The organism is Modestobacter sp. DSM 44400 (assembly GCF_900107175.1).
Taxonomy (GTDB): domain Bacteria; phylum Actinomycetota; class Actinomycetes; order Mycobacteriales; family Geodermatophilaceae; genus Modestobacter.
Genome location: NZ_FNOZ01000061.1, coordinates 1 through 19,398, shown reverse-complemented (window position 1 = coordinate 19,398; position 19,398 = coordinate 1). Strand labels below are relative to the sequence as shown.

17 protein-coding genes and 1 pseudogene are annotated in these 19,398 nt (G+C 72.1%); 12 read left to right on the top strand and 6 right to left on the bottom strand.

All coding sequences use genetic code 11. From position 1 onward, the window contains the following. The 3 genes from BLW04_RS22200 to BLW04_RS27050 all read right to left on the bottom strand — a co-directional run. The coding region (locus tag BLW04_RS22200) for a transposase (protein WP_139306963.1) at window positions 1-143 on the bottom strand (143 nt) is incomplete at its 3' end. A gap of 179 nt (window positions 144-322) precedes the next feature. Then, window positions 323-484: a hypothetical protein gene (locus tag BLW04_RS27055; RefSeq protein ID WP_175484209.1), complete on the bottom strand. Its 162-nt coding sequence runs from the start codon at window positions 482-484 to the stop codon at window positions 323-325. A 14-nt stretch (window positions 485-498) separates the two neighbouring features. After that, window positions 499-696 carry an FtsX-like permease family protein gene (locus BLW04_RS27050; protein WP_371327815.1) on the bottom strand — a complete coding sequence of 66 codons (198 nt, stop codon included), beginning with the start codon at window positions 694-696 and terminating at the stop codon, window positions 499-501. Window positions 697-828: 132 nt separating this feature from the next. On the opposite strand from BLW04_RS27050, the gene BLW04_RS22190 reads away from it, so the two are divergent. From BLW04_RS22190 to BLW04_RS22175, 4 genes are all read left to right on the top strand, one after another. Further along, window positions 829-2,280, top strand: coding sequence for an MFS transporter (locus BLW04_RS22190; protein WP_217631191.1), 1,452 nt, complete (start codon window positions 829-831; stop codon window positions 2,278-2,280). A 39-nt stretch (window positions 2,281-2,319) separates the two neighbouring features. Continuing rightward, entirely contained in the window at window positions 2,320-2,709 is a 390-nt protein-coding gene (locus BLW04_RS22185) for a DUF485 domain-containing protein (RefSeq protein ID WP_091547519.1), read from the top strand. Then, complete coding sequence (locus BLW04_RS22180; protein ID WP_091547517.1) at window positions 2,702-4,339, top strand: solute symporter family protein; 1,638 nt, start codon at window positions 2,702-2,704, stop codon at window positions 4,337-4,339. The genes BLW04_RS22185 and BLW04_RS22180 overlap by 8 nt, the downstream gene beginning before the upstream one ends. A 342-nt stretch (window positions 4,340-4,681) precedes the next feature. Further along, window positions 4,682-5,932, top strand: coding sequence for a glutamate mutase L (locus tag BLW04_RS22175; RefSeq protein ID WP_091547514.1), 1,251 nt, complete (start codon window positions 4,682-4,684; stop codon window positions 5,930-5,932). A gap of 339 nt (window positions 5,933-6,271) precedes the next feature. On the opposite strand, the gene BLW04_RS22170 is transcribed toward BLW04_RS22175, so the two are convergent. Beyond that, window positions 6,272-6,601, bottom strand: a complete 330-nt coding sequence (locus BLW04_RS22170) for a hypothetical protein (RefSeq protein WP_091547512.1) — start codon at window positions 6,599-6,601, stop codon at window positions 6,272-6,274. A gap of 4 nt (window positions 6,602-6,605) precedes the next feature. On the opposite strand from BLW04_RS22170, the gene BLW04_RS27755 reads away from it, so the two are divergent. After that, window positions 6,606-7,343 (top strand): hypothetical protein, encoded by a 738-nt coding sequence (locus tag BLW04_RS27755; protein ID WP_217631190.1) that lies wholly within the window; start codon window positions 6,606-6,608, stop codon window positions 7,341-7,343. Window positions 7,344-7,352: 9 nt separating this feature from the next. Here BLW04_RS27755 and BLW04_RS22160 read toward each other — a convergent pair whose 3' ends face one another. Together BLW04_RS22160 and BLW04_RS22155 are read right to left on the bottom strand one after the other, a co-directional pair. Beyond that, window positions 7,353-8,867, bottom strand: a complete 1,515-nt coding sequence (locus tag BLW04_RS22160) for a PH domain-containing protein (protein ID WP_254781886.1) — start codon at window positions 8,865-8,867, stop codon at window positions 7,353-7,355. Beyond that, entirely contained in the window at window positions 8,864-9,379 is a 516-nt protein-coding gene (locus BLW04_RS22155) for a PH domain-containing protein (protein WP_091547524.1), read from the bottom strand. The genes BLW04_RS22160 and BLW04_RS22155 overlap by 4 nt, the downstream gene beginning before the upstream one ends. A 63-nt stretch (window positions 9,380-9,442) precedes the next feature. Here BLW04_RS22155 and BLW04_RS22150 point away from each other — a divergent pair, with 63 nt between their 5' ends. From BLW04_RS22150 to BLW04_RS22125, 7 genes and pseudogenes are all read left to right on the top strand, one after another. Further along, complete coding sequence (locus BLW04_RS22150; protein WP_217631192.1) at window positions 9,443-9,772, top strand: rhodanese-like domain-containing protein; 330 nt, start codon at window positions 9,443-9,445, stop codon at window positions 9,770-9,772. 895 nt (window positions 9,773-10,667) lie between these two features. Continuing rightward, the gene (locus BLW04_RS22145) at window positions 10,668-12,668 is read left to right on the top strand and encodes a DUF4331 family protein (protein WP_091547510.1); all 2,001 of its coding nucleotides are present in this window, start codon (window positions 10,668-10,670) and stop codon (window positions 12,666-12,668) included. Between the two features lie 784 nt (window positions 12,669-13,452). Continuing rightward, window positions 13,453-13,614, top strand: coding sequence for a hypothetical protein (locus tag BLW04_RS27045; protein ID WP_175484206.1), 162 nt, complete (start codon window positions 13,453-13,455; stop codon window positions 13,612-13,614). A 445-nt stretch (window positions 13,615-14,059) separates the two neighbouring features. Continuing rightward, the gene (locus tag BLW04_RS22140) at window positions 14,060-15,871 is read left to right on the top strand and encodes a DUF4331 domain-containing protein (RefSeq protein ID WP_091547508.1); all 1,812 of its coding nucleotides are present in this window, start codon (window positions 14,060-14,062) and stop codon (window positions 15,869-15,871) included. Window positions 15,872-16,003: 132 nt separating this feature from the next. Then, window positions 16,004-16,813: a class F sortase gene (locus BLW04_RS22135; RefSeq protein WP_091547505.1), complete on the top strand. Its 810-nt coding sequence runs from the start codon at window positions 16,004-16,006 to the stop codon at window positions 16,811-16,813. A 2-nt stretch (window positions 16,814-16,815) separates the two neighbouring features. Next, window positions 16,816-18,126, top strand: a complete 1,311-nt coding sequence (locus BLW04_RS22130) for a tetratricopeptide repeat protein (protein ID WP_217631189.1) — start codon at window positions 16,816-16,818, stop codon at window positions 18,124-18,126. After that, window positions 18,123-19,398: pseudogene (locus tag BLW04_RS22125) on the top strand (hypothetical protein); the annotation flags it as partial. The gene BLW04_RS22130 and the pseudogene BLW04_RS22125, both read left to right, overlap by 4 nt.

Genomic DNA, 19,398 nt, shown 5'->3' with positions numbered 1-19,398 from the left:
ACCGCGTCCAGGATCAATCGGCGGGAATGCTTCTCCGGTCGTCCGCCGCGCCCAGCAGCGCTGGCCGGAGGCGGCAGTACCGGCTCCAGCACCGCCCATTGGGCGTCGGTCATCGACGAGGATGGATAGAAACCGCAGCTCATCGAGCTGTCGGTGGTCCGGGGATGGGTCGGGCAGGACACGCACGAACAGGCAGGCGAGACTGACACCGGAGCTCCTGGTGAGGGCGGGAGGCGTAGACACCCATCCGCCTACCAGGAGCTCCCTCACATCACCGGCAGCACACGCCGACCACTAACCACACAAGTTTGAAGACGCTCTCTCAGAGCACCGGGTGCCGGGTGCCGGGTGCCGGCGGCGTGCGGGCGGCCCGCCGGGCCGGCAGCGCCGAGGCCAGCAGCCCCACCCCGGTGGCGACGACGACGATCGCGGCCACCTGCAGCCACGGGACGGCAAGGACGATGTCGCCCAGCTCGCCGAGCACCGAGGCGGCCCCGATCAGCCGTACGCGCCGCCCAGCACCACCCCCAGCACCGGGGCGACGCCGGCGACGAGCACCGCCTCCCAGGCCAACAGCCCGCGCAGCTGCCCGCGGGTCAGGCCGAGCTCCCGCAGCAGCCCGCTCTCCTGCTGTCGCTCGACGACCGAGAGGGCCAGCGTGTTGCCCACGGCGATCAGCGCGATCACCCCCGCCACCCCGAGCAGGCCGGTGACCGACGGCCGACCCTAGGGAGCCGAACGTCGCCCGTCGTCGTCCCCGGGGGTGAGCCGCGCGTCCGCCTGCGGGATGACGGCGTCGGGCGGCCGGGCCGTGGCAGGGTCCTCGTCGTGCCCGCACCCCTCGGCCCGGCGTTCCGGCGGCTGTTCGTCGCCAGCTCCGCGTCGAACCTGGCCGACGGCATCACCCGGGTCGTTCTCCCGCTCTTGGCCGCCCGGCTCACCCGCGACCCGGTGCTGGTCGCGGTGCTGACCACGCTGGCGTTCCTGCCCTGGCTGCTGTTCGCCCTGCCGGCCGGGGCCGTCGTGGACCGGGTCGACCGCAGGCGTGCCATGGCGGCGGCCAACGCCGTCCGGGCGTTCGGGCTCGGGGCGCTCGGCGTGACCGCGCTGGCCGGAACGGCGACCCTCGCCGTTCTCTACGTCGTGGCGTTCGGCATCGGCGTGGCCGAGACCTTCTACGACAGCGCGGCACGGGCGATGCTGCCGCAGGTCGTGCGCCGCGACCAGCTCGACCGGGGCAACGGGCTCCTGACGGTGGGCGAGACCGCCAGCGAGACCTTCCTGGGCGCACCGGTCGGGGCTGCGCTGTTCGCGGTCGCCGTCGCCGCGCCGTTTCTCACCACCGCGGCCGCCTACGCGCTGGCCGCCGTCGTCGTCTGCACCATCGCCGGCCGGCACCGGCCGGACCGGACCGAGTCCGGAGCGCGTACCAGCATCCGCCGGGACGTCGCCGAGGGCGTCGGCTGGCTCTGGCGCCACCGGTTCCTGCGCGGCCTGACCCTGGTGTCGGCCACGACCTCTGGCCTGCAGTCGCTGACCACCGGCGTCACGGTGCTGTGGGCGCTGGACGTGCTGGACGTCGGGGAGGCCGGGTTCGGGCTGTTGCTGACCGCCTCCGGGCTGGGCGCGGTGGTCGGCGGACTCGTCGCCGCCCGGCTGGCCGCGCGCCTGGGCCGGACGACGGTGCTGGTCGCCGGAGCGGTGCTCGCCGCACTGGCCACTGCGGCGGCCGGGCTGACCACCGACCGGTACGTCGCGGGTGTGCTGCTCGCGGTCGGGGCGGCAGCGGTGATGTTCTGGAACGTGCTGACCCATGTCGCTGCGCCAGGCGCTGATCCCCGAGGAGCTCTTCGGTCGGGTCCAGGGCGGCTACCGCACGCTGGTGTGGGGCGCGATCCCCGTCGGCTCGCTGCTCGGCGGGCTGCTCGCCGGCGCGACCACCGTGCCGACCGTGTTCGTGGTCGCCGGGTGCGGTCAGCTGGTGGTGGCGCTGACGTTGTGGCGACTGCTGGTGAGGCACCGGGACGTCGTCCGCGATGCGTTTGCGGTACCTGCGCCCGCTCCTGCGGGTTGATCATCGGCGTGTGGCTGCCCGACACGCCGTCCGGGGCAGCCATACGCCGATGCTCACGGGCGGGCGTCGGAGCTCACCGGCCCGCGGCCCACCTGCAACGGCGCCGAACTCCGCCGGCACCGGCAGTGGGCAGAACGCCGCGTCACATTCCGGACGCGATCGGGCTCCCAGCCTTCCCTGTGCGCCGGTCGAGCCGTCTAAAGTGACCGCGATCACTCACAGCTCGCACACAGTGAAGGGACGCCGTGACCCAGCCCGAACGAAGGTTGCTCACCCCGGAGGAGTACCGCGAGGCGCAGAACTCCCCGGAGTTCACCGAACTGCGCCGCCGGTTCCGCAGCTTCGCCGTCCCGATGACCGTGGCCTTCCTGGCCTGGTATCTGCTCTACGTGCTGCTGTCTAGCTACGCGCACGACCTCATGTCCACCCGGGTATTCGGCAACGTGAACGTCGGGCTGTTGTTCGGCCTCCTCCAGTTCGTCTCGACGTTCCTGATCACCCAGCTCTACGTCCGGCACTCCACCCGCAGCACCGACCCGATCGCCGACGAGATGCGGGAGCGGCTCGAGGCGCACGAGTACGTCCGCCCGCAGACCTCTCCGCACGCAGAGTCCGAGGAGCGCACCCGTGGTTGACCTGTTCGCCGCCGACAGCGGCACCATCGGCAACCCGACGGTCAACATCTCCATCTTCGGCGTGTTCGTGCTGATCACCCTGGTGATCACCTTCCGGGCCAGCCGCAACAACAACAGTGCCGCCGACTACTACGCCGCCGGGCGGAACATCTCGAGCACCCAGAACGGCCTGGCGATCTCCGGCGACTACCTGTCCGCGGCATCGTTCCTGGGCATCGCCGGGGCCATCGCGGTCAACGGGTACGACGGCTTCCTGTATTCGATCGGCTTCCTGGTCGCCTGGCTGGTGGCCCTGCTGCTGGTCGCCGAGCTGCTGCGCAACACCGCCCGGTTCACCATGGCCGATGTCCTGGCGTTCCGGATGCGGCAGGGTCCGGTGCGCACGGCGGCGGCGATCTCGACCCTGGCGGTGTCGCTGTTCTACCTGCTGGCGCAGATGGCCGGCGCCGGCGGTCTGGTCACGCTGCTGCTCGGGCTCACCGGCGAGGGTGCGCAAGCCGTGGTCGTGGCGATCGTCGGCGCGTTGATGATCTTCTATGTGCTGGTCGGCGGCATGCGAGGCACCACGTACGTGCAGGTCGTCAAGGCCTCGCTGCTGATCGTCGGCGCGCTGGTCATGACCTTCTGGGTGCTGGGCAAGTACGGCTTCAACCTGTCCGCGCTGCTGGGCGGGGCGGCGGAGCAGGGCGGCGAGGCGGTCATCGACCCGGGAAAGCAGTACGGGATCAGTGGAGCCTCGAAGCTGGACTTCATCTCCCTGGCGCTGGCCCTGGTGCTCGGAACGGCGGGTCTGCCGCACGTGCTGATGCGCTTCTACACGGTGCCGACGGCCAAGGACGCCCGCCGCTCGGTCGTGGTGGCGATCTGGCTGATCGGCATCTTCTACCTGTTCAGCCTGGTCATCGGTTACGGCGCCGGTGCGCTGGTGGGACCGGATGACATCGTCGCCGCGCCCGGTGGGGTCAACGCGGCAGCGCCCCTGCTGGCCTTCGAGCTCGGCGGCACGGTTCTGCTCGGCATCATCTCCGGCGTGGCCTTCGCCACCATTCTGGCGGTGGTCGCCGGGCTGACGATCACCGCGTCAGCGTCCTTCGCGCACGACATCTACGCGTCGGTGATCAAGAAGGGCCAGGTCCGAGCGGACGCCGAGGTCAAGGTCGCTCGGATCACTGCGGTCGTCATCGGCGCGGCTGCGATCGGGCTGGGCATCCTGGCACTGCAGGCCGGCATCAACATCGCCTTCCTGGTGGCGCTCGCCTTCGCCATCGCGGCGTCGGCGAACCTGCCTACCATCCTCTACACGCTCTTCTGGAAGGACTTCACCACCCAGGGCGCGCTGTGGTCGATCTACGGCGGGCTGGTCTCCTGCCTCGCGCTCATTCTGTTCTCCCCGGTCGTGTCCGGAGCACCGGTCAACCCGGCGACCGGAAAGAGCACGTCGCTGCTGCAGGACGTCGACTTCTCCTGGTTCCCCTTGAACAACCCCGGCCTGGTGTCCATCCCGCTGTCGTTCCTGCTCGGCTGGCTGGGCACCAAGCTGTCCAAGGAGGAGCCGGACGTCGACAAGTACGCCGAGCTCGAGGTGCGCTCGCTGACCGGCATCGGCGCAGAGAAGGCCGTTCCGCACTGAGCTGAGACACCCCCCTCTTGCGGTGTTCCCCCTGCTCTTGCGGTGTTGCGGCACCGCAAGAGCGGCAGGAACACCGCAAGAGCGGCGCGCCAGGCGGCCTCGGACGGGGACGGACGACCGCGGGTGGTTGGGTGCGGGACATGTCTGTGCGCATCGTGCTGTTCGGGGCCACCGGTCACCCCGGCGGGTGCACCGCCGGGGCGCTGGTCGACCGCGGCGCCGGGCCGCTGCTGGGCTGGAGCCGTACGCGATGACCCCCGACCTCCTGGTCTGGGGCGCCGAGCGGGCCATCGGCCTCGAGGCGCTCACCGCCGGCGCGGCCACGGCCGGGCTGGACCGGGCATGACCGGCGACCGGCTCGTCTGCGTCGACATCGGGTCGACCTGGACCAAGGCCGCCCTCGTCGACCCGAGCAGCGGAGCGCTGCTGGCGACCCGGCAGGCGCCGACCACCCCGGACGACGTCGTGGCCGGGGTGCTGGCCGCGACTGCGGGCTGGGCTGCGCCGGTGCGGGCGTGCTCCAGCGCCGGCGGTGGGCTGCGGCTGGCCGTGGTCGGCTACGAGGAGCTGATCAGCGCCGAGGCCGGCCACCGGGCGGCGCTGTCCGCCGGCGCGCGGGTGGTGCACGTGGCCGCCGGGCGGCTGGACGACGTCGGGCTCGCCGAGCTGGCCGCTGCCCGGCCCGACGTCGTCCTGCTGGTCGGGGGGACCGACGGCGGAGACGCCACCGTGCTGCAGGCCAACGCGGTGGCACTGGCCGGTGCGGACCGGTCCGTCCCAATAGTGGTGGCCGGCAACATCGCCGTCCGGGAGCAGGTGGCGGCCGTGCTGCGCGCCGGTGGGGTGGCGGTGACCGAGGCCGGCAACGTGCTGCCCGACATCGGCCAGCTGGCCCCGGAGTCCGCCCGCGCCGCCATCCGCGCGGTCTTCCTGCGCCACGTGATCGGCGGCGACCGGCTGTCGGCCGATCCGCGGCTGCGGGAGTGGGTGCGCGCGGTGACCCCGGACGCCGTCCTGGACGGGGTCGTCGCGCTGGCTGCGCTGCGGGCGGACGCCGACGTCCCCGGTGTGCTGGTACTGGACGTCGGCGGGGCGACCACCGACGTGTACTGCGTGCCGGGCGTGGACGCCGAGCAGGTGTCGCTGCGCCGCGAGGCGGTCGGCGTCCCCGCCGCCCGGCGCACCGTGGAGGGCGACCTCGGCGTCTCGGCGAGCGCCGCGGCGCTGCGGGACGCCGCGCGGGCCGAGGGGCTGGCCGACCCGGCCGACGACCCGCTGGCATGGGGAGAGGCCGCGGCGGTGGTGGCGCTGCGCCGGCACCTGCGGGCGGAGGCGGCGTTCGGCCCGGGCGGGGCCACTGCCCGCAATGTCGGCCTGGTGGTGCTCTCCGGCGGGGTCTTCCGGCACGCCGCCCCCGCGGCGCTGGCCGCCGTCGTCGACCGGCTGGCCGGCGACCGGGGCGGCGCCGGCGGGGTGCTGGCCGGCAGCCGGGTGGTCGTCGACGCCCGGTACGTGCTGGCCGCGGCCGGCCTGCTGGCCGGGGACGCCCCCGACGCGGCCGCCGGCCTGCTGGGCGGCCTGCTCGGCGGCTGATCGGCACGGAACTCAGCCGACGGCGATGCCCAGCTCGGCGGCCATCCAGGCCGCACACCCGGCCAGCTGGCGGTGCTGATGGTGCAGCCGCCCAGCCCAGCCGTGCCGTCCAGCGGGTCACCTCGGCGCCTCGAGGTCCTCGGCGTCGATCGGCATCGCAGCTCCTCAGCTCGCCCGCGGGTCGCGTCGTTCGGACAGGGCGTTCCGGGCCGCGGCGGCCCGGTGTGGCGCGCCGGCCCGGTCGGCGACCTCCGCTGCCCGCCGGAAGTGCCCGCCGCCTGGTCGGCGCGGCCGAGGGCGCCGGCCAGCCGGGCCAGGTGGAACGCCGTCGACCGAGGGTCAGCAGGCCGCTGCCGGCCCCGGCGAGCTCGTCCCCGCCGGGAGCAGCTGGGTGTGCAGGCGCTCCATCCGCGGCCGATCGCCGACCCACACCGCCGCCGTGGCGAGCAGGCAGCTGCGGGCCTCGAACAGCAGGTCGTGCGGGGAGTCCGGCAGCTCCGCCAGCGCGGCGCGGGCCCGGTCGACATCGCCCTGGCCGAGCAGGACCAGCGGGCGGACCCAGCCCTCGTGCGCACCCGAGTCGGCCCCGGGGACGGCGGTCGGCCGGAGCGCCAGGGCGTCGAGTCCGAGCAGGGCGAGGGGGAGCAGCCCGGCCGCCAGACCGGACATCCCGGTGGCCGGCAGCCGGGCGGTAGGCCGCGCGCGCCGCGTCGGTCCGCCCGGTGACCGCGAGCCGAAGCGCGGCGTACCAGTCGGTGAGGACGCCGACCAGCGGCAGGCCGTGCCGGTCGGCGAGCGCCTCGGCGGCGGCGTGCCGGTCGGCCGCGGCGAGGTCGGCGAGGGCGGAGCGGGCCTGGACCAGGACCAGGTGCCCGAGCACCTCGAAGGTCATCGGCCCCCGGGCCCCCGCCGTCACGGCGAGCAGCTCCTTTCCTGGCGGTCCAGATCGCCGGGACGTCGGAGGACGCCGACCACCGCTGCGGGTTCCCAGCACCGCCTCCTCGTCCCCGGCGAGGCGGACCAGCACGTCGAGGTCGACGTCCGACCCCTGGACGGCGGCCAGCCGCAGGTGCATCCGGGCGGCGTCGGGGAGCTGGACCAGGCTGCGCCGCAGGACGTCGCGGACGCCGGCCGGCACGGTGCGGAGCGCCGCCTCCCCGTCGGTCCCGTAGAGCCGGACCAGCTCCCGGACCAGGAACGGGTTGCCTGCGCTGCGGGCGTGCAGCCGGGCGACCTGGGCGGAGCTCATCGCCCGGTCGGTGAGCCTGGCGACCAACTCCGCCGGTGCGGCCGCCCTCTGGCGGGCCTGGGCGCCGGACCTGGACCACCGCACGGTGTCGTGCGGGACTTCATGGCCGAGGAGGGCGCCGCCGAGGTGGTCAAGGCGCTGCGCGATCTGATCGCCCGATAGCCGACCGGCTCAGGGGGGCGGTTGCAGGGTCACGACCCAGCTGCCCGACGCCGCCCGCGCGAAGCCCGCCACCTCGTCAGCGGCCACGTCGAACGCGGCGTACCCGCCGCTGCCGGCCCCCACGCAGGCCAGCACGGTGGCCAGCCCGGCCTGGCGCTGGAACAGGCTCTGCCGGACCTGCCAGCCCAGGACCGCCCGCCGCTGCAGCACCGTGTGCTCGCGCACCAGCCAGCCGGCCCGCACCGCAAGGGAGTGCGGCCCGGCGGCGTGCCCGAGGGCGGCGTAGCGGCCCAGGCCCAGCGGCACACCGAGGACGGCGAGCGCCGCGCCGGCCGGGAGCAGGGCCCACCAGCCCACGGTCGGGGTCAGCACCGCGCCGGCGGCCAGGACGGCGAGGCCCGGCAGGACCGCACGCACGACCAGGCGCCGCCGGGCCGCCGGCGGGTGGGCGCGCAGGGGCCCGGGGTCCTCGACCAGCCGGGCGCTCAGCGCCCAGGCCTCGGTCCGCGGGCCCAGCGGCAGCAGCTGCCCCCGCCGGGTGGCGTCGCCGAGGCCGGTGACCAGCGCGCTGGCCCGGCCCGCACCGGCCAACCGCATGCCAAGCCCCTCGGTGACGGTGCAGCCGCGTATCCGGTCGATCTCCAGCTCCGTGTGCCGGCGGGTCACCAGGCCGCGGACGGCGATCAGCGAGCCGCCCCGGCGCACCAGCCGGAACCGCCAGTTGACCACAGCCGCGCCGACCACCGAGCCGACCACCAGCACCAGCAGGGCGGCGACCAGCGCGCCCGCGACGACCGTCCCGGTGAGGGCGTCGGGGCGGCCGACGTCGGGCACGAACCGGTCGGGCAGCTCGTCGGCGATCCGGACCAGCGCTCCCACCGCGGCCAGTGGGACGGCGAGGTAGCCGCCGACCAGCGGCGCGTATCGCAGCCACCGGTTGTCGAAGCGGCTGATCAGCTCCTCGGGCTCCTCAGCCGGCGGCCCGGCGGAGGTCGCGGCGTCGCCGGCCGGGACGCCGGAAGCCGGGTGGCCGCGGCGGGTGAGCAGCGCGGTCCGCAGCCGGTCGCCGTCCTCGCGGCGGAGGCCGTCGACGACCAGCTCCTCGTCCTTGTTGCCGACCGCCCCGGCCGCGGCGTCGATGCGCACCCGTACCAGCCCGAACACCCGGTGCAGCACCGGCGCCTCGACCTCGACGCCACGGACCCGGTCCAGCGGCACCGTGCGCACCGAACGGGACAGCAGCCCCCGGGTGACCACGACCGCGCCGTTCCCGATCGCGTAGCCGAACCGCCACCAGGACAGCGTCGCGCTGCCCAGCGACACCAGGGTCACGCCGACCGCCAGGGCGACCACGGTCCGGCGGCCACCGTCCAGGCCGGTGCCGGCGATGACCGCCAGGGCGACCGGCACCAGCCGCCGGGCCTGCTGGAAGGTGATGGTGTGCACCGCCAGCACCCGCGGGGAGGTGCGCTGGGGAGCGGGCCGGCCCAGCGGCACGTCCAGGACCGGCGACCGTTCGGTCACGTCGCCTCGTCCCGGACGAGCTCTGCCCGGCGGGCGAGGTCCTCGGCGACCCGGCGGGCGACGTCACTCTCCAGGTGCGGCATCCGGACGGTGCCCTGCGAGGACGCGGTGAGCACCACGACCGTGGACAGGCCGAACAGCTGCTGCACCACCCCGCGGGTGACGTCGACGGTCTGGATGCGGGAGACCGGGACCAGGGTCCAGGTGCGGGTCAGCCAGCCGGTCAGGGTGTAGACCGCCTCGTCGGTGACCTCCCAGCGGTGCACCCGGTAGCGCAGCCGCGGCCGTACGCCGATCGCGACGACGCCGTAGCCGACGACCAGGGCCGGGCCCAGCCAGCGGAGCACCCGCACCGCCCAGCCGGCGTCCGCCGGGACGAACACCAGGAAGGCGGTTCCGGCCAGGGCCCAGACCGCCGTGCCGAGGACGCCCTGGGCGAGCCACAGACCGATGGCCGACCGGGACAGCGACCAGGCGGGTTCGCGGACCGGGCCCGGCGGGGGAGGGTGCATCACCGCCCATCCTGGCAGCGGTGTCGACCGCCGTGCGTGCGTGCCACGATGGAGTGCGTGACGATGCCGCAGCAGGTCCCGACCGTGCCCGCCTCCGAGGTGCCCGCGGACGCCGTCGTGCTCGACGTCCGCGAGGACGACGAGTGGGTCGCCGGCCACATCGACGGCGCCACCCACATCGCCATGGGGGACGTCCCCGCGCGCCTCGGTGACCTGCCCGACGCCGACCCGCTCTACGTGACCTGCCGCGGCGGCGGCCGGTCCGCGCGGGTCGCGGCCTGGCTGAACCAGAACGGCTACGACGCGGTCAACGTCGGCGGTGGGATGGGCGACTGGGAGGCCGCCGGCCGGCCGATGGTGAGCGAGACCGGCGAGCCCCCCTTCGTGCGCTGAGCCCTGCCTGACCTGCCCGGCCGGCAGGAACTCGCTGCACGCCCTGGGGGCCATGGGGTGGTGGACCGGTGGTGGGCCCCCTCGGCGCTGCGGTTGCGGGTGGACGGGCTGGAGCTGCGACTTCGCGGCGACGACCAACTCGGGCGACTGGCCGCGCTGGCGGCCGGCGGGTGCACGACCCCGCGCGGATGTCCTTTCCTGTTCTCGTGGACCGACGGCGAGGTGTTCGGCCCAAGCGGTCGCGGCAGCCGACTTCGCCGCGTTGCACGAGGTCGACACCGGGCCGTGGCTGCGACGGGCGCACCAGGGCCGGGGCGTGGGCCGGCGCGCGGGTCGCGGTGCTCGCCGTCGCCCTCAGGGCGCTGGGGGCGGCATCGGCGACCACCTCGGCGTTCACCGACAACCCCGCTTCGGCGCCGTGTCGCGCTCCCTGGGCTATCGGGAGGACAGGATCACCCGCGCCGTGCGCCAGGGGGGAACCCGCCGTACTGCAGCCGTACCGCCTCGACGCAAGGGGCTGGACGTCCCGTGGCCGGTGGCGGTCGAGGGGGTCACCGAGGCGCTGCCGACCGCTTGTGGAGCCCGCGCATAGCACAGCGGGACGGTGGGCGCCCGATGGTTGCATACAATCTCATCACTGCAGACACATCTGTCGCACAGGCATCACGGAACGGAGTCAACGCGCTGGCGTGGCGCCTCTTCTTGCGGCCGACGGGCGCGGCGGCTCCGAGACGCCGCTTACATTTCGCTCACTCGCAGGTGGACAACGAACTCCCTCGGCGCATCGTCGTGACGAACCCGTCCGTCGCTGCTCCGCGGCTCTGCCCTCCGCACTCCCTGCGATGACATGTCGGTGATCACTTCGCCCCGGGGGCGGAGGAGGGAAGGCAGGCTCATGCTCAATCAAGGGATCCTCCAGCGTCGGGGCCCACGGGCCACGGCGCTGATCGCAGCGGGCGGGCTGCTCGCCGGCTCCGCCGTGCTCGGGCTGCTGCCCACCGCGGCCCTGGCCTCCAGCCACCGCGAGGCGCCGCTCATCCTGGGCGACCCGCTCGTCGACAACACCGACGTCTACGCGTTCTCCAGCCCGGAAAACCCGGACAACGTCACATTCATCGCCGACTGGATCCCGTTCGAGGAGCCCAATGGGGGACCCAACTTTTACCCCTGGGCCGACGACGCCGAGTACCTGATCCACATCGACAACAACGGCGACGCGATTGCCGACCTGACCTACCGCTGGAAGTTCACCACCGAGGACCTCCGCGACGGCGACACCTTCCTCTACAACAACGGCCCGGTCACCTCACTGGACGACGAGAACCTGCTGTTCCGGCAGTACTTCGCCCTCGATGTCAGCAAGGACGGCGGCGAGACCTGGGGAAAGCCGATCGCCAAGGGCCCGGTGTCGCCGTCCTACACAGGGCCGGCGAGCATGGGGTCCTCCCAGGACTACGTGGACCACCTGCGGACGCCCGCGGAGACCGAGGTCAAGGGCGGCGGCAAGACGCTGGCCACCCAGACCGAGGACCCGTTCTTCCTGGACCTCCGGGTGTTCGACCTGCTCTACGGCGGTGACCTCTCCGAGCGTGGGGTGGACACCCTGGCCGGCTACAACGTCAACAGCATCGTGCTTGAGGTGCCGAAGTCCGAGGTCGCCATCAACAACGATGCGACGAAGAACCCGGTCATCGGGGTGTGGAGCACGACCACGCGGCCGAACCTGCGCAACGCCGATGGCACGGCAGCCGAGGGTTCCGGGGGTTACACCCAGGTGTCCCGCCTCGGTCAGCCGCTGGTCAACGAGGTTGTTATCCCGGCCGGTCTCAAGGACACGTTCAACTCCATCGACCCGTCGGTCGATGCGACCGTGCCCGCCGTGGTCGACCGGGTGCTCGACCCGGAGGTGCCCAAGCTGATCGAGGCCATCTACGGCATCCCGGCGCCGCCGACTCCGCGGGAAGACCTCTTCGAGGTGTTCCTCACCGGGATCACCACCAAGGTCGACGTGCACGACAACGACGGGGACGGCGCAAAGGACAACCCGATCCCGCTGGACCTCAACTCCCAGGCGAACAACGCCGATGCCGACCCGGCAGCGTTCCAGCCCTCGGAGATGCTGCGGCTGAACATGTCGATCACCGCTCCGACCAGCCTTCCCGACGCTGAGGGCAAGACCCAGCCGCTCGAGCAGGCCAGCCGGCTCGGGGTCGTCGGCGGCGACATCCAGGGCTTCCCGAACGGTCGCCGCCTGGCGGACGACGTCGTCGACATCGAGATCCTTGCGCTCGAGGGCATCTACAACGTCAACGCCGTGCCCGCCGATCGTCAGGCTGCCTTCGAGGCACTCAAGGGCGGTGATCTGGTGGACTCGAACGACAACGCCTTCAGTGGCACCTTCCCCTACATCGCCGGCCCGAACACCCAGGCGGTCAACCAGGGCGGTGGCACCGGCGCCGGTGGCACGGATACCCCCGAGGGCAACGGCACGCCCGTGACCCCGCCGACCACGCCCGTGACCCCGCCGGCCTCGGGCTCGGATGGCGGCAACTCGGGTGACCACAACTCCGGAAGTGGCAACTCGGGCAACCACAACTCGGGAAGCGGTAACTCCGGGGATCACAACTCGGGATGGGGCAATTCCGGTAGCCTCAACTCGGGTGTCGGCAACTGGGGCGCGACTGCAAACGGCTCTGCCGGCACCAACGGTCGGCAGAACGTGGTCAGTGCTTACCCGGTCGGTGGCGTCGATGCCGGTGAGGGTGGCCTTGACCACAGCCTCATCCCGGCGCTGACCGGTTCGGCAGCGCTCCTGCTCCTCGGGGCCGGTGCTGGCTCGCTGATCCGCGGCCACTCGCTGCGCCGCAAGAACAACGCCGGTGGCCACCAGGTCTGACCGGCCCGACCAGTGATGGGGTGCAGCAGCCTTCGCTGCTGCACCCCATCACTGCGTCTCTGCCGCGAGTTCCTCCCGACGAGGTGCGGGAAGCCGTGAAGGAACCGGCGTGGCCTTCGCCAGCCCGAACGATCCCGCACCCGCCCGAACGACAACCTTCCTGACGGCAGCTTTCCATTCCTGGAGTCGGAGCTGCGGCAGGACGACGAACCGGTCGGCGCTCCCTCCCGGCATCGCCCGCCGGTCTGGCCGCTGGCCGCCGTCGCCGCACTCGTGGTCGGTCTGCTGGTCGGCTGCTTGCTCTTCGGAAGCGCGGACGAGGCTTCCGCTGCCGCACAGGTGCGCGCCGCACCCACCACAACCACCACCACGCCGGCGTCCGCGTCTCCCAGAGTTGCGGCGCTGACGTACGCCGCGCCGGTCCAGGTGGACATTCCGGTCATCGAGGTGAGTTCCCCTCGTCGAGCTGGGGCTTCAATGGCGACGGCATCTCGAGGTGCCGGTCGACTTCAGCAAGGTCGGCTGGTTCACCGGCAGGAACCACCCAGCAGACCCCCCTCGGGTCCCCCGGCGCTGATCGCCGGGCACGTGGACGACTACACCGGTCCCGCGGTCTTCTACCGGCTGCGCGACCTGGCCGTGGGCGACGGGGTGCAGGTCACCCGGGCCGACAACACCGGGGCCGACAACACCGGGGCCGTCTTCACGGTGACCGAGCCAGCAGTACCCCAAGGACGCCTTCCCGGCCGACCAGGTCTGCGCCCCGGTCGCCGACTTCGAGTTGGTGCACGTCACCTGCACCGGCAGCTTCGACCAGGAAGCCGGGTCCTACCTGGACAACCTCGTCGTCCGGGCGGCGCTGAACATGGACAGGTCGCTCGCGGAGGCCAACAAGCGGGCAGCATCCGGGCAGCCCGTCCCGGCCGACGATCTGCCGAACGTCTGATCGTGGGCCGACCGCGGCGCCTCGGCACCCACCGAGGCGCCGCTGGACTCCTCGGGTCGGCGGCCAGGAGCGAGCGCCACGCCGCCGCGGTAACTGCTGTTGCAGATGATGTGCCTGGGACCAAAAAGGGCAGAAGGGGCGATTGCGCGCATTGCCGAGCGGGCGGGACTTGATTTCTCGGCGACAGGTGACGAGCAGCTGAACTGCCGTTTGTCATGATCAAATTTATTCCCAGCCGATTCGCAGACATTCCCCACGAGACGCGCGAACGTTGTTCGGGTCGCTGTGATTTACCGCTAGCTTTGTGCACGTCGCAGCAGGGCAACGGGGCTCCACTGTCCTCCTGACAAGCATCTCGACCGTCTGGTGATTTCCTTTCACCGGCTGACTGCGACGTCATGTCGGTGATCGCCTCCCGTGTGGGACGGCAGCGAAAGGACAACGCATGTTCATGTACGAAAGCATTGTGCGGGCCCGGAGTGCACGCTCCACGGCCCTGCTCGCCGCGGGTGGTGTGCTCGCCGGCTCGGCCATGATCGGGCTGCTGCCCACCGCGGCCCTGGCCTCCAGCCACCGCGAGGCACCGCTCATCGCGGCCGACCCGGCCGTCGACAACACCGACGTCTACGCGTTCTCCAGCCCGGAAAACCCGGACACGGTCACCCTGATCGGCAACTGGACGCCCTTCGAGGAGCCCAACGGCGGCCCCAACTTCTACCCCTGGGCCACCGGCGCCGCGTATGACATCAACATCGACAACGACGGTGACGCCGTTGCCGACATCGTCTACCGGTGGGAGTTCTCCACCCAGGACGACCGGGGTGACGGATCCGACCCGCGGAACGACACCTTCCTGTACAACAATGGCAAGGTCACGACCCTCGACGACGCGAACCTGCTTTTCAAGCAGACCTACGACCTGTCGGTGAGCATCGAGGGCGCTGCATTCGCCCCCGTTGTCTCCGGTGTCAAGGTTGCGCCGTCGTTCACCGGCCCGGCCGGCATGCCGGACTACAACGCACTCCGTGAGGAGGCGATCACCGACCTCCCGGGTGGCGGTCAGACGCTCGCCGCACAGGCCGACGACTCGTTCTTCCTCGACCTGCGGGTGTTCGACCTCCTCTACGGAGGCGACCTCAGTGAGACCGGCCAGGACACCCTCGCCGGCTACAACGTGAACACGATCGCCCTGCAGGTGCCCAAGACCGAGCTGGCGATCGCCGGTGACGCCACGAACAACCCGGTGATCGGGGTGTGGAGCACCACGTCCCGGGCGGGTGCGCGCAACGCCGACGGTTCGCCGGTGGACCCCAACGCCGACTACGTGCAGGTGTCGCGTCTCGGTCAGCCGCTGGTGAACGAGGTCGTCATCCCCGCGGCGCTGAAGGACACCTTCAACGCCATCGATCCGTCGGTGGACGCCACGGTGCCCGCGGTCGTCGACCGGGTGATCAACCCCGAGCTGCCGTACCTGATCGAGGAGATCTACGGCGTGACCGCGCCCGGCACGGATGGTGACAAGACCACCCGTGACGACGCGAACCGCTTCGACATCGCCGAGATCTTCCTCAGCGGCATCACCACCAACGCCGAGGTCGACATCGACGGGAATCCGGACACGGACAACCCGATCAACGTCGCGCTCAACTCGCAGGCCCAGAACACCGGCTCGACGGTGCCCTTCCAGCTGTCGGAGATGCTGCGTCTGAACATGAGCACCCCGGTGACCGCCTCGCCGAGCCGCCTCGGGGTTCTCGCTGGGGACTTCCAGGGCTTCCCGAACGGGCGTCGTCTCGGCGACGATGTCGTGGACATCGAGATCCTCGCCCTCGAGGGCATCTCGGACATCAACAACATCCCGGCTGACCGACAGGGCGCCTTCGACGCCCTGAAGGGTGGCGACGGGGTGAACCAGAACGGACCTGGCTTCAGCAACTCGTTCCCGTACGTGGCCCTGCCGAACCAGGGCGCCGTCAACGGTGGCGCGCAGGTCGGCGACGGCAACCCCCAGCCGGTTCCCCCGGCCACGGGCGGTACCAGCGGTACCGACGGTGGCAGCACTGCACCGGTGGCCAGCGGCGGTAACGCCAGTGGCTACCCGACCGGCGGTGTCGAGACCGGTGAGGGTGGTCTGGACCACACCCTGATCCCGGCACTGACCGGCTCGGCCGCGCTCCTGCTCCTGGGAGCTGGTGCCGGATCGTTGCTGCGCAGTCGTACGCTTCGCCGGAAGGTCTCCGTCACCTCGGAGGTCTGACCCGTTCCAACGGCCTTGGGGTGCGGCGGTGTCCACCGCCGCACCCCACGGCCACACCTCACGGACGAACCCTCATCCTTCTCCGCCCCGGAGCTCGGGGCGGAGAAGAGGCAGCAGACCGAAGGAGCCCCTGTGGCCGGCAACACCCCTGACCAGCCCTCGTACGGTTCGCACGACGCTTCCGGCGACGACTCGGCTTTCCTCGACTCAGAGCTGGAGCAGGCCGACGAGAGCGATGCCCCGCACCGTCGGCGTCGCCTCCCGGCCTGGTTGCTGCCCACCGTGGCAGCCCTCGTCGTCGGTCTTCTCGTCGGCGCCTTCTTCTTCGGCGGCTCAGACGAGCCTGCACGCTCCGCGGCCGCCGCGCCTTCGACATCGGTCGGAGACACCGCAACGCCGGCCGCCGGCGCGCTGGCCCACATGGCGCCGGTCCAGGTGGACATCCCGGCCATCGAGGTGAGCACCTCGTTGGTCAACCTCGGCCTCAACGGCGATGGCACCCTCGAGACGCCGGTCGACTTCACCAAGGCCGGCTGGTTCACCGGCGGCAACTTCCCGGGTGACCCGCAGGGCCCGCCGGGGTTGATCGCCGGGCATGTGGACGACTACACCGGGCCGGCGGTCTTCTACCGGTTGCGCGACCTGGCGGTCGGTGACGAGGTGCTGGTCACCCGGGCCGACAACACCGTGGCCGTCTTCACGGTGACCGAGAGCCAGCAGTACCCCAAGGACGCCTTTCCGGCCGAGCGGGTCTACGCCCCGGTCAGTGACTCCGAACTCGTGTTGATCACCTGCACCGGCAGCTTCGACGAGACCGCCCGCTCCTACCGGGACAACCTCGTCGTCCGGACGACGCTGAACATGGCGCGTTCGCTGGAAGAGACCAACAAGCGGGCGGACGCCGGTATGACGGCGCCGGCCGGCAACCAGCCGAACGTCTGATCGTGCGCACCCGGACAGCGGTCGCCTCCATCGTTGCCGGCGGCCTGCTGCTCGTGGCCGCGGCCGCGGCTTTCTACACCGTCCAGTTCGACAAGCAGGCAGTCGCCGGGCAGGAGCAGGCCGCCGGGCCGGCGGTCGACCCTTTGGTGGCTGCCATCACCGCGGCCCAACAGCGACTGGAACAGGTGCCAGGTGACTACACGACCTGGGCTCAGCTGGGGTCGGCGTACGTCGAGCGGGCTCGGATCACCGCCGATCCCACGTACTACGACAAAGCGGACGGCGCACTGCAACAGTCGCTGACCCTGCACCCCGACGGCAACGACACCGCGCTGATCGGCCAGGGCGCGCTGGCCAACGCCCGGCACGACTTCGCCGGGGCTGCCGCGTTCGGCGAGCAGGCCGTGCAGCTCAACCCCTACAGCGCGACGGCCTGGGGTGTGCTCACCGATGCCCGCACACAGCTCGGCGACTATCCCGGGGCGACGGACGCGCTGCAGCGGATGCTGAGACTGAGGCCCGGCATCGCGTCCTTCACCCGCGCTTCCTATGACGCCGAGTTGCACGGCGACCTCGTGAACGCGCGCTCCGCGCTGGAGCAGGCCCTGGAGACGGCGCAGGGTGACAGCGACGAGGCCTACTGCCGGACCTACCTGGGCGCGCTGGCCTTCTCCACCGGCGATCTGGACGAGGCTGCCGCGCAGTACGACGCTGGCCTCGAAGCCGACCCCGGTGAGCCGACGCTCCTGCTGGGCCAGGCCCGGGTGCTCGCCGCCCGCGGGAAGAGCGACGCGGCGGTCGAGAACTTCCAGTCGGTCGTCGACGAGCGTCCGTTGCCCGCGTACTTCGTCGAGTTCGGCGAGTACCTGGAGTCCCTGGGCCGGGACGCCGAGGCTCAGCAGCAGTTCGCCCTGGTCGGTACGGTCCAGACGTTGTTCGCGGCCAGCGGGGTGCAGGACGATCTGACGACGGCGCAGTTCGCGGCCGACCACGGCGATCCGGCGGCCGCGGTTGCTGCGGGAGAGGCCGAGTACGGCCGGCGCCAGAACATCGACTCGCAGGACGCGCTGGCCTGGGCGTTGCACAGTGCCGGTCGCGATGCCGAGGCGCTGCCGCTGGCCCAGCAGGCGACGGGCATCGGCGGACAGAATGCGCTCTTCCTCTACCACCGGGGTGCGATCGAGGCCGCCCTCGGGATGACGGGTCAGGCCCGGACCACGCTCAGCACCGCGCTGGACACCAACCCCTACTTCTCTCCCCTCCACGTTCCGCGCGCTGAGGAGCTGCTCGCCTCGTTGGGTGGACGACGGTGAGGGGAGGTCGGCTGCTGGCCGTCGCCATCAGCGCCGGCGCGCTCTGGGCGGTCACGCCCGGGGTGGCCCAGGCCCATCCGCTGGGCAACTTCACCGTCAACCACTACGACCACGTCCAGCTCAAGCCCGACCGGGTGGAACTGACGTCCATTCTCGACCGCGCCGAGATTCCCACTGCCCAGGAGCTGCAGAGCGTCGCGCCCGACGGGTCCCCGACGGCAGCCCAACTCGCGACGGCGGCCGCCGCGGACTGCGCCGACGTTGCCGAAGCGGTCCAGGTCACCGTCGACGGCACGGCACTGACCTGGACGGTGGAGAACACCGCGATGGAGACCCGTCCGGGGGCGGGTGGCCTGCCCACGCTGCGCCTGAGTTGTCACTTCCAGGCGGACGCCGCGCTGAACGACGCGGCGACGGTCACGGTCGAGGACGGCTACCTCGCCGACCGGGTGGGCTGGCGGGAGATGACGGCGGACGGCGACGGGGTCCGACTGATCGACTCGCCGGTGCCGGTGGACAGCGTCACCGACGAACTGCGGCAGTACCCGGTGGATCTGTTGGCCTCGCCGGTGGACGTGCGCGGCTTCACGGTGCAGACCGAGCCGGGCACCAACACCGGGTCGGGTACCGCGATCACCGCAGGGTCCGGTGATCCGTTCACCAACGCAGTCGCGGGGTTGGACCGCCGGCTCGAGGACCTCATCGGCGACCGGGGGCTGACGCCGCTGGTGGGTGGGCTGGCCGTGCTGCTGGCCGTGCTCCTGGGCTGTGGCCACGCGCTCCTCCCCGGACACGGCAAGACGGTGATGGCCGCCTACCTGGCCGCCCGCCGGGGGCGCAGCCGGGACGCGATCGCCGTGGGGGCGACCGTCACGGCGACGCACACGGTGGGGGTGCTGGTCCTCGGCCTGGCCATCTCCCTGTCGAGCTCGCTCGCCGGGGATCAGGTGATCCGCTGGCTCGGGGTGGCCAGTGGGCTCCTCGTCGCCGGCATCGGGGCCGCCATGCTGCGTGCGGCCATCCCGCGCTGGCGGGCCGCGCGGGCACTGCAGGTTCCGGCTGTCGAGATGCTGCCCGAACCCGCCCTGGCCGCCGCGCTGAGCAGCCACCCCACGACTGTCCCGACCGGGCACTCCCACGATGACGGGCACTCCCACGATGACGGGCACTCGCACGATGACGGGCACTCGCACGGTGACGGGCACTCGCACGGTGACGGGCACTCGCACGGTGACGGGCACTCGCACGGTGACGGGCACTCGCACGGTGACG

Bases quoted from the DNA above. Each gene is read 5' to 3' on its own strand.
- BLW04_RS22170 (WP_091547512.1), bottom strand. From the start codon at position 6,601: ATGTCCGGTCTGGCGGCCGGGCTGCTCCCCCTCGCCCTGCTCGGACTC.
- BLW04_RS22155 (WP_091547524.1), bottom strand. From the start codon at position 9,379: ATGCACCCTCCCCCGCCGGGCCCGGTCCGCGAACCCGCCTGGTCGCTG.
- BLW04_RS22145 (WP_091547510.1), top strand. From the start codon at position 10,668: ATGCTCAATCAAGGGATCCTCCAGCGTCGGGGCCCACGGGCCACGGCG.
- BLW04_RS22150 (WP_217631192.1), top strand. From the start codon at position 9,443: ATGCCGCAGCAGGTCCCGACCGTGCCCGCCTCCGAGGTGCCCGCGGAC.
- BLW04_RS22140 (WP_091547508.1), top strand. From the start codon at position 14,060: ATGTTCATGTACGAAAGCATTGTGCGGGCCCGGAGTGCACGCTCCACG.
- BLW04_RS22175 (WP_091547514.1), top strand. From the start codon at position 4,682: ATGACCGGCGACCGGCTCGTCTGCGTCGACATCGGGTCGACCTGGACC.